This is a genomic window from Paraburkholderia sp. RCC_158 (genome assembly GCF_041355255.1).
GTDB classification, from domain to species: domain Bacteria; phylum Pseudomonadota; class Gammaproteobacteria; order Burkholderiales; family Burkholderiaceae; genus Paraburkholderia; species Paraburkholderia graminis.
Genome location: NZ_JBFUPM010000053.1, coordinates 1 through 8,687, shown reverse-complemented (window position 1 = coordinate 8,687; position 8,687 = coordinate 1). Strand labels below are relative to the sequence as shown.

Annotated in this window: 4 protein-coding genes and 3 pseudogenes; 2 read left to right on the top strand and 5 right to left on the bottom strand. The window is 60.2% G+C overall.

From position 1 onward, the window contains the following. The 3 genes and pseudogenes from AB6809_RS35895 to AB6809_RS35885 form a co-directional block, all read right to left on the bottom strand. Window positions 1–649: IS3 family transposase (locus AB6809_RS35895; protein WP_371028562.1), on the bottom strand; the 649-nt coding region annotated here is incomplete at its 3' end. Then, window positions 646–960: an IS3 family transposase gene (locus AB6809_RS35890; protein ID WP_062608513.1), complete on the bottom strand. Its 315-nt coding sequence runs from the start codon at window positions 958–960 to the stop codon at window positions 646–648. The genes AB6809_RS35890 and AB6809_RS35895, both read right to left, overlap by 4 nt. A gap of 54 nt (window positions 961–1,014) precedes the next feature. Then, a pseudogene (locus AB6809_RS35885) lies at window positions 1,015–1,371 on the bottom strand (carbohydrate porin); the annotation flags it as partial. A gap of 1,788 nt (window positions 1,372–3,159) precedes the next feature. Here AB6809_RS35885 and AB6809_RS35880 point away from each other — a divergent pair. Beyond that, window positions 3,160–4,806, top strand: a complete 1,647-nt coding sequence (locus AB6809_RS35880; RefSeq protein ID WP_371028563.1) for an NRAMP family divalent metal transporter — start codon at window positions 3,160–3,162, stop codon at window positions 4,804–4,806. Window positions 4,807–5,070: 264 nt separating this feature from the next. Here AB6809_RS35880 and AB6809_RS35875 read toward each other — a convergent pair. After that, a pseudogene (locus AB6809_RS35875) lies at window positions 5,071–5,418 on the bottom strand (IS5/IS1182 family transposase); the annotation flags it as partial. Window positions 5,419–6,068: 650 nt separating this feature from the next. On the opposite strand from AB6809_RS35875, the gene AB6809_RS35870 reads away from it, so the two are divergent. Then, window positions 6,069–8,081 carry an ATP-binding protein gene (locus tag AB6809_RS35870; RefSeq protein ID WP_371028561.1) on the top strand — a complete coding sequence of 671 codons (2,013 nt, stop codon included), beginning with the start codon at window positions 6,069–6,071 and terminating at the stop codon, window positions 8,079–8,081. 405 nt (window positions 8,082–8,486) lie between these two features. Here AB6809_RS35870 and AB6809_RS35865 read toward each other — a convergent pair. Beyond that, a pseudogene (locus AB6809_RS35865) lies at window positions 8,487–8,687 on the bottom strand (ABC transporter ATP-binding protein); the annotation flags it as partial.

The following is an 8,687-nucleotide window of genomic DNA, read 5'->3' as shown; positions in this document are numbered from 1 at the left end:
ACACCGGCCGAAGCTCTGGACGAGTATCTAAAATCTGTTCAACAATCCAGTGTTGCGACGACCGGTTGAATCCGCCCTGGGACCCCTGGTCGGAGTGCAGGATCACACCTTCATGACGCCGTTGGGTCAACGCCATGTCCAGTGCCCGCAGCATCAGTTCGGTGTACAGATGGTTTGACATTGCCCAGCCGACGACGCGCCGGCTAAACACATCAAGCACCACCGCCAGATACAGGAACCCTTCACCGGTGGGCAGGTATGTGGCATCTGCCACCCACAGTACATCGCGGGCATCGGCGCTAAAGTGGCGACGCACCAGGTCGGGGGCACGGCGGGCCCCTGCGCGTTGCCGCGTGGTGTGGGGCCAGCGCCGCCGGCTTGCACCGCGCAGCCCCGCCAGGCGCATCAGGCGCGCTACGCGCTTGCGTGCGACATGCACGCCCTCACGCGCGAGCTGCGCATGAATACGAGGCGCACCGTATGTGCCGCGCGAGCTCGCATGTAGAGTGCGGATGCGCCCCAGCAACTGCGCGTCACTGCATGCATGCGCCGATGGCTCTCTTGCCAGCCACCCGTAATAGCCGCTTGTGGAGACCCTGAGCAGCCGCGCCATCGTGGCAATGGGCCAGCGGGCCCGGTTCGCTCTCATGAATCCGTATCCTTCGGCGATACGGCTCCCGTCTCCCGGGCAAACCAGGCCGCTGCGTGAGAGAGGATGTCTCTTTCCATCTTCAGTTGCCGATTCTCACGACGCAGCCGAGAAAGCTCCTGCCGCTCGGCGGTGGTCAGCCCGTCGTGGCGTGTGCCCGCGTCACGCCCGGCCTGCGCCACCCAGTTATAGATGGTCTGCGCGGTCGGCTCGAACTCCTTTTCCAGTTCCTCCGGCGTGCGCCCGGCCTTCACCAGCTCAACCATTTGCGCCCGGAATTCCGCCGGGTACGGCGTACGATGCTTGCCCATTTCGGCACCTCCTCATCAAAAGGATAGGCGTCCGTTTTTGCGGGTCAATCTCAGGGTCAGACCGTCGTAGGCGCCGCCACGCTTCACGTCGCTGGACAGATTGTTCAGATACTCGCTGGTTTCCTGCAGGCTCAAGGTGACGCCATAGTTGCCGAGCCACGGACGCAAGCCGCCCATGTCGCCGAACAGGTTCGAACGGTCCCACAATCCGGTCGGCGCCAGCGGCGCCTGGTCCGCTTTCGCCGCCGGATTGTCCACCCCTGACAGGGTCGACGGAGCTTCGGTCTGGGCCGGCGCTCCCTCGCTGGCCGCCTGAGGGAAAGCGGGTGGCACCACGCCGAGGGACAGCAGGAAGCTAAGGCTGATCGGACCGCCGGACATCAGCAGTTTAGTCTTCAGGTTTTTATTCATGATGAGTGCAGGCAAAGTTATCTGGCGGATGAATCCGTTCGTTTGTGGATATGGCACGCTAAGTGTGGCGGGACCGTGAATCAGGTCCCCGTTCAGGAAAACCACCCAGCCGTAAGGCAGGGTCCAGTTCGTTACCGACGGACGAGGTGGACAACATTGCGACCAGAGCAATTGCGGCGACCTTCATCGCGAGAATCGCGTAGCCGGTTGACGTTAAGGGCGACCCACATAGGCAACGCGAAAGGCTTGGCGCGCGGCCATGTTTCGGGCGCCGCGCAACTGGTTGCCTGCGAACCTGAGAGCGCCACGGTCTTGCGGGAGGCCGCCGGCATGTGCAACTGTCGCGCGGTCGGGAGACGGTGCGACAAGGAAACGTGCGCGGGCTGCATACGCGGCCACTCGCACGCCGCAGTTCGCGCGGACGTGAGACGGCAGCGCCCGGGCAACAAGGGACATCGGACGCGGCGCATGCACCGAGCCACTGAAAGACCTAACAAATGATTTGACGAACCTAAGCCCACTCCCGTCCACCCCGACAAAGTCAGGCGACGTAAAGACGTGATTGTGTCTCGCAAGTGAACTTGCGAAAGACGGTCAAACAGAGGGAGCGTGCTGCTGACAGACAGCAGAAAGCCAGTCAGTGATGAAGCGCGCTAACCCGACCAGAGCGGGTTAGCGGCGAAGGAGTTTCCCCGCCGCGGCTATCCCGCGGTTACTTCGCCGGCACTGGCCGGCATCGGTCTTCCACTACTAGAAGATGTGTCCACGAGGGACTCCTTTTGATGAGACGGGCGAATTCTATTCGGCTCGCGTGTCAAAGGGCAAGTAAAAAAAACACAAGGAACATCGCACTCCGAATCTCAAGCCTGGTTCAGCGGAAAACGATTCTGCTTCACATCGCAGCAGCGTCCACAGCCTTTCATTTACCTCTCCTAGCTGTCATTTCGAAAGACTGATCGGTGCGGGGAAATCATATTGGCTCTGCTTAGTGAATCCTGTTGACTTTGGATTAAAGAGCCACCTAAAATTTGCGCGTCTTCACAAAAGGGGCTGATGCCTTGGACACCTGCAGTAGTCGACCTTCGAATAGTTTCGCTGCCTGACCGGCAGGACGTCCGCGCTTTCTTCACCCAGCCGCCGTCTTGCCTTAAGGCAGACGGTGCGCGCCGTAGTAACCCTCTCCGTGCACCTTTCTTAGCGCCATATGGCCGCAGCGTTTGCGTGTCCGTATGGCATCGCGTCGCGAGCGTCAACTCGCGGCTGCGTCCGTTCGCGCCTTGTCGATATTCGATGGCGCAGTCGGACGCATGGATAAGCACGCGCGTTGCGAACATGCAGCAAAAACGCATGCGAGAACGCCGATAAGGAGCCGCCACGCCGGACAGTGACAGTTATGCCGTATGCCACTCACCTCTACCTTTGCCCGAGGAAAGCGAGTGGACGCTCGTCGACGCGCGCATAGTGCGCCCGACCTCCGTGTCTGCTGGCTTTCCGCCGGCTGCGTTAAGCCAAACACTCTGAGAAATAACATGCACTTCGGTCTCCTACTGTCGCAACTACCGCACGTCCACGAATCACGCGACCACTACGACTCCATGCTGGCCCTGCACGGCCCAGAGCCGCACATGTTCGCTGCGTTCTGGCAACGCCTTGCAACGCTCTTTTCGTAATCTCCCGCGCCTTTTCCCGCCATACGCAGGCGACGCCGTCGTTCGACAGTAGACGCCCTTATGTATGCGTGAGGTGCGCAATGTCCTTTCAATAGCCAAAATCAGGGAAGAAAGAAAAATGGCCACTCCAACTAACGTCACACCGCCACGCAGCGCCGTGCTTGACTGTGCGCACGTCGGAGACATCAGGGGCGCACTTGGCACCATCGCCCATCACGACACCGCGCCCCGCACCAACTGGTGGGCGCGCTTCCGCACGCTGCTGGCCATCCTCGGCCCCGGTCTCATTGTGATGGTTGGCGACAACGACGCCGGTGCCTTTGGTACCTACACGCAGGCCGGGCAGAACTATGGGACCACCTTGCTGTGGACCATGCTGCTGCTCGTGCCCGTGCTCTTCGTCAACCAGGAAATGGTGCTGCGCCTCGGCGCCGTCACAGGTGTCGGCCACGCGCGGCTCATCTTCGAACGCTTCGGCAAATTCTGGGGTGCGTTCAGTATTGTCGACCTGTTCGTTCTTAACGCGCTGACCATCGTGACCGAGTTCATCGGTATCACATTCGTGCTCGACTTCTTCGGCATCTCGAAGATTCTGGGGGTCTGCATCGCTGCGGCGCTGACGATGGCCGCGGTCAGTACCGGCAATTTCCGCCGCTTTGAACGCTTTGCTGTCGTCCTGTGCCTCGTGAGCCTGTTGCTGGTGCCCGTGCTGGTGTCGATTCATCCGCCGGCTGGCCAAATGGCGCACGACTTGTTCATTCCGAACTGGCCCGCCCACTCGAAACTGAGCGATGTGATGCTGCTCGTCATCGGCATCGTCGGCACGACGGTTGCGCCGTGGCAACTGTTCTTCCAGCAGAGCTACGTAATCGATAAACGCATCACGCCGCGCTTCATGAAGTACGGAAAAGTCGACCTGTGGATTGGAATTGTGTTCGTTCTGATTGGCGCAGTCACGATGATTTCATTCTGCGCTGCAATGTACGCCGGCAAAGCTGAGTTCGGCAATTTCACCGATGCCGGCGGCGTGATCCGAGGCCTGGAAAAATATGCGGGTCGCACGTCGGCTACCCTTTTCGCCGTGGCACTTCTTGACGCCTGCGTCATCGGCGCGGCGGCGGTATCGCTGTCGACCGCTTACGCCATTGGCGATGTGTTCAAGATTCGTCATTCGCTGCATCGTTCTGTGTCGGATGCCAAGGGCTTCTATCTCGTCTACTTCGGCATTGTCGCCGCCGCTGCAGCGCTGGTGCTGATTCCTGGCAGCCCGCTCGGTCTCCTGACTGAAGCCGTGCAAACACTCGCGGGCGTGCTGCTCCCAAGCGCCACCGTGTTCCTGCTGCTGTTGTGCAACGACCGCGCCGTGCTTGGTCCGTGGGTCAACTCGAAGAGCCTCAACCTGTTTACGGGTGCGGTTATCTGGGTGCTGGTGATGCTGTCCATCATCCTGACCGCGTCTGTCGTATACCCGGACATCACGGGCAAAACGATTCTGGCAACGCTCGCTGGCGGAACACTGCTTGCCATCTTCGGTTATGCAGCGACGGTCGGCATTCGCAGGATTCGTCGCGAAACGGCGGACGGCGCGGTACAGGTGTATCCGGAAGGTGCACGCGATAGGTGGCGCATGCCGCCGCTGGATGAACTGCCACCGCCGAACCTCACGCTGAGCAAGCGTGTCTGGATGGGCGTGCTGCGCGGCTATCTGCTGCTCGCCGTCGGCCTGGTTGTCATGAAGGTCGTGCAGATGACGCTCCTGGGATAAAACAGACACCGGCACTGTGGCTTGCCCAGCCAACCGATGCCCTGTCGCCACGGATGAGTTGATGGAAGTGGCTCTGCAGCGCTGAACTCTTTTCTTTGGTAACTAAGCTCAACAGCAAATGGCCCAGAAGATGAAGAAGCACCTCCTCGTAGCATCGCTGATGGCCGTCATGCGTCCAACGTATTAAATCCGTCAACGTTGCGACAGTAAAACTGTCAACTCGTGGCCTGGACGAACTTGGATGCCGGCTCAGCCTTGCACGACGACGATTAGCGCGAGCGGGATACCTTGCCCTCCCGTGACGAGGTGATGTTTTGAACCAGGTCGAGCGCGATCGGTGGGATTAGGTCCTGTTTTTGACCCGATCCCACAGCGGGAATGGACGAAGATTCGACGATGACGCGTGACCAGTGGATGCCATGGGCCGCACGCAGCCTGCCTGGCAGTACTTCGTGCAACCGGTCCGAGACTCCGGCTTGCTGCCAGTCGCGCAGCCGGCGCCAGCGGCTCATGCCTGAGCCGCCCAGGTTTGGGCGGTGGCAGCAACGGCTGGATCGGTCTCCACAACTCGTCATCGAATACTGGTTCGCAGCTCCTCGACCGTGGCGGTATCGGGCGAACTCGCGGACGATCCGCAGATAGTTGGCTTGCGCCTTCGGGAAAAGCTGGCGCATACGCACGTCGTCGATCATGCGCTGACGCAACGGGATGACGGTCGGTTCGGAGGAGGTCATGATGCAGCTCCTGTTGAAGAACGAGGCGAACTGCCTCATTCGCAACATAAACCGCCCGACAGGCCGCTCCCGGACCTCCAGCGTCGGGTCGCAGCCCCTGCCGCGCGAGCGGTTTCGTTCGACGGCAATCAGGCGACGGTCGCGCTCTGTCGCCGAACGGCGGCTCAGGGATGCAATGCGGCGCTCAAGCGCTAGGGTTCGCCTATGCCGCTCCAGCTGTCGGAAGACACATCTCAGCGGCGGTGGAGGGTCGAAGTGGCGCACCCTTTGGTCAGGATGCGAGCCACCTCTGCGCCAAACCGTCGCGCCGGACAGACTGAACACATTTTCCGGATTGGAGCCGGTTCTCCGTAACGGTACTCGAGTGTTAGCCCAACGTCCTTCCGGGCGTTCATTGTCGGCGATCGGCCGACAATGTGCAAAAATTTGCTGCTGATGTAACCTTTTCTTGCTCTGGAGAAGCTCCACCTCAATGCATTGGACCGCCACGCGGCGCACACGCGTCATAACAACGCAGAGGAACTCACCATGAAGTCGCCTCGAATCGGCTCCTTCCCCGAGCTTGCGGCATATCTTGAGGGAAAAACGGGACTTATCACACGCCGCTGGCTTCGTGCAGTGAGATCGGACCCGGCGATTGAACCAGCCGGCAGGCTAACGACGGGCCAACTGGTCGATCATCTTCCGTCGATTTTTGACGAAATCTGTTTCGTTTTGCGCACCGATCAGATGACGCTTGCCCGGTTGCACAGCGACGCCAGAAAACATGGTCGCGACCGCTGGATGCGTGGCTACCAGCTTGATGAGCTATTTCGCGAGTTAAACCAGTTACAGCGCTGCGTGCAGCAGGCGACACGCGAATTTTTCGCGACGACATCGGTTTCACGTAGCGCCCAGGCTGCGGCACATCAACTCATCGAGGATTTGTTCAGCGCAACCATCGACGCTGCGATCAGGCAACTGGTCGACGAACAGGACAACCGCATCTCCGCGACCATTGCAGAGCGCGACGGGGCTCTGGCGGCACAGCAAAAGAGTGAGGAACGGCTCCGCATGGCAGCATCGGCAGCCGGGCTGGGAATTTTCGAATGGGATGTTCCAACGCGGATGGGATTCTGGGAAAACAAACGGATGTATGAGATCACTGGCCAACCCGAGTTCCGGGGACCGCTGTCATGCAAGGCGTTTGTTCGCGAACTTGTTCATCCGGAGGACGCCGAAGCGCTCATCACGCACTACACGAAAACCATGGAACATGGGGGCGACTTCCATTCCGTTTTTCGAATCTTGCGTATCGACGACCGTGCGCCACGCGTGGTCGAGATGCATGGCCGCTTCCGTACAGCAGCGAATGGCGCGATCCAGTCTTTCATTGGCACGTTAACCGACATCACACAACGCACGCTCGCCGAAGAGGCACTTCGCGAGACGGATCGTCGCAAAGACGCGTTTCTGGCAACGTTGGCCCACGAACTTCGAAACCCACTCGCGCCGATCCGCAATGCGGCGCAGATTCTCGGGCAGATCCGCACCGACATGCCGCCCGAAGTCGAATGGGCGCGTATGACGGTTGAGCGCCAATGCTCGCACCTGACCCGCCTGATCGACGATCTGATGGACGTGTCACGCATCAGTAGCGGAAAGATCCGTTTGCAGCATGAAGTGTTCGACATCCGGGAGGCCGTCCAAACCGCTGTCGAAATCAACCTGCCGATCGCGAACGAGCATCGGGACCGTATTCATGCCAACTTGCCCGGCGAGCCTGTCCTTGTAGACGGTGACCGAACGAGGCTGACCCAAATCGTTTCGAATCTGCTCGACAATGCAATCAAATATTCGGACGGCGGCGCCAAGATAATCATCGAAGCCGCGGTTCATGGTGATGAGATTGAAATCGTCGTGAGTGACACGGGAATTGGTATACCTGCGTCGCAACTCGTCCACATGTTCGAGCCATACGTTCAGCTTGCCCCGCCAGACGGGCGGTGGCGCCCGGGTCTCGGGATCGGGCTGTCTGTCGTGCGGAACCTGGTCGATATGCATGGTGGCCGCGTCACGGCTGCGAGTGACGGGGTGGGAAAGGGATCGCGATTCACGGTCAGGTTGCCGACAACGCAGGCAAGAGCCACCGGGACTACGGACGCGACCGAACGGGTGAGACAGCTCACGAGACGGTTACGCGTACTTATTGTTGATGATAATCGTGACGCGGCCGAATCGCTGGGGATGCTCCTGCACGACCATGAGGTTCAGTGTGCCGCCGATGGCGAAACGGCGCTTACCACCGCACAAGGATTTCTTCCCGACATCGTCGTCCTCGACATTGGCTTACCGGGGATGAGCGGACACGAACTGGCGAGGCGACTCCGGGGGCTGCCAGAAACCGCACATGCGGTTTTGGTTGCACTCAGCGGATTCGGGGCGCCGGAAGACCGCGCGCGCTCACGCGAAGCCGGTTGCGAGCGGCACCTTGTCAAGCCGGTCAATCCCGAGACGTTGATCGATTTCGTGCGCGATATCGCGGCAAGGCTCACAAGTTGACAGCCGGAGTTTGCCGCTCGTGGCAGCGGAGTGTTTTCGGGCTTCCCGGTTTTCGGCGCGCCACTGTCAGCGTACGGCCTTGAGCCGAAGAGAACTCGAGCGAAGATTGAATGACTGATGATGCCGCCAGAGGAGACGTCCGACGGCCACGACCGTACGACCGAGAAGGGTCGGGAGTACGCACTGCCGACTGGCCGCTTTGGGGCTGCGGAATTCCAGTGACCGCTTCGGAGCGATGAGTTCGGGGAGCGGACTGACGCAGCCCGACCCTTCAGGGAGCCTCAGATTAAGGAGGTGGATGTCCGATCTGTAGTCCTTACCGGCCTGTCGCTCGTACAACGCTCGACAATGAATCACCCATCTTTCCAACTTTGCCGAGGCAGCCTCCCGCAGCGCGCGCACATGTTATTCGCCTAGATAAGCCGCCCGCACCTTCGGATCGTCCAGCATCTGCTCGGCATCCCCCGACATCGTGACGAGACCCGAGTCCATCACATAGCCGCGGTTCGCCGCCTGCAACGCGAGACGCGCGTTCTGCTCGACCAGCAGCACGGTCATGCCTTCACCCGAAATCGCGCGCACCACTTCGAAGATCTTCTCGACCAT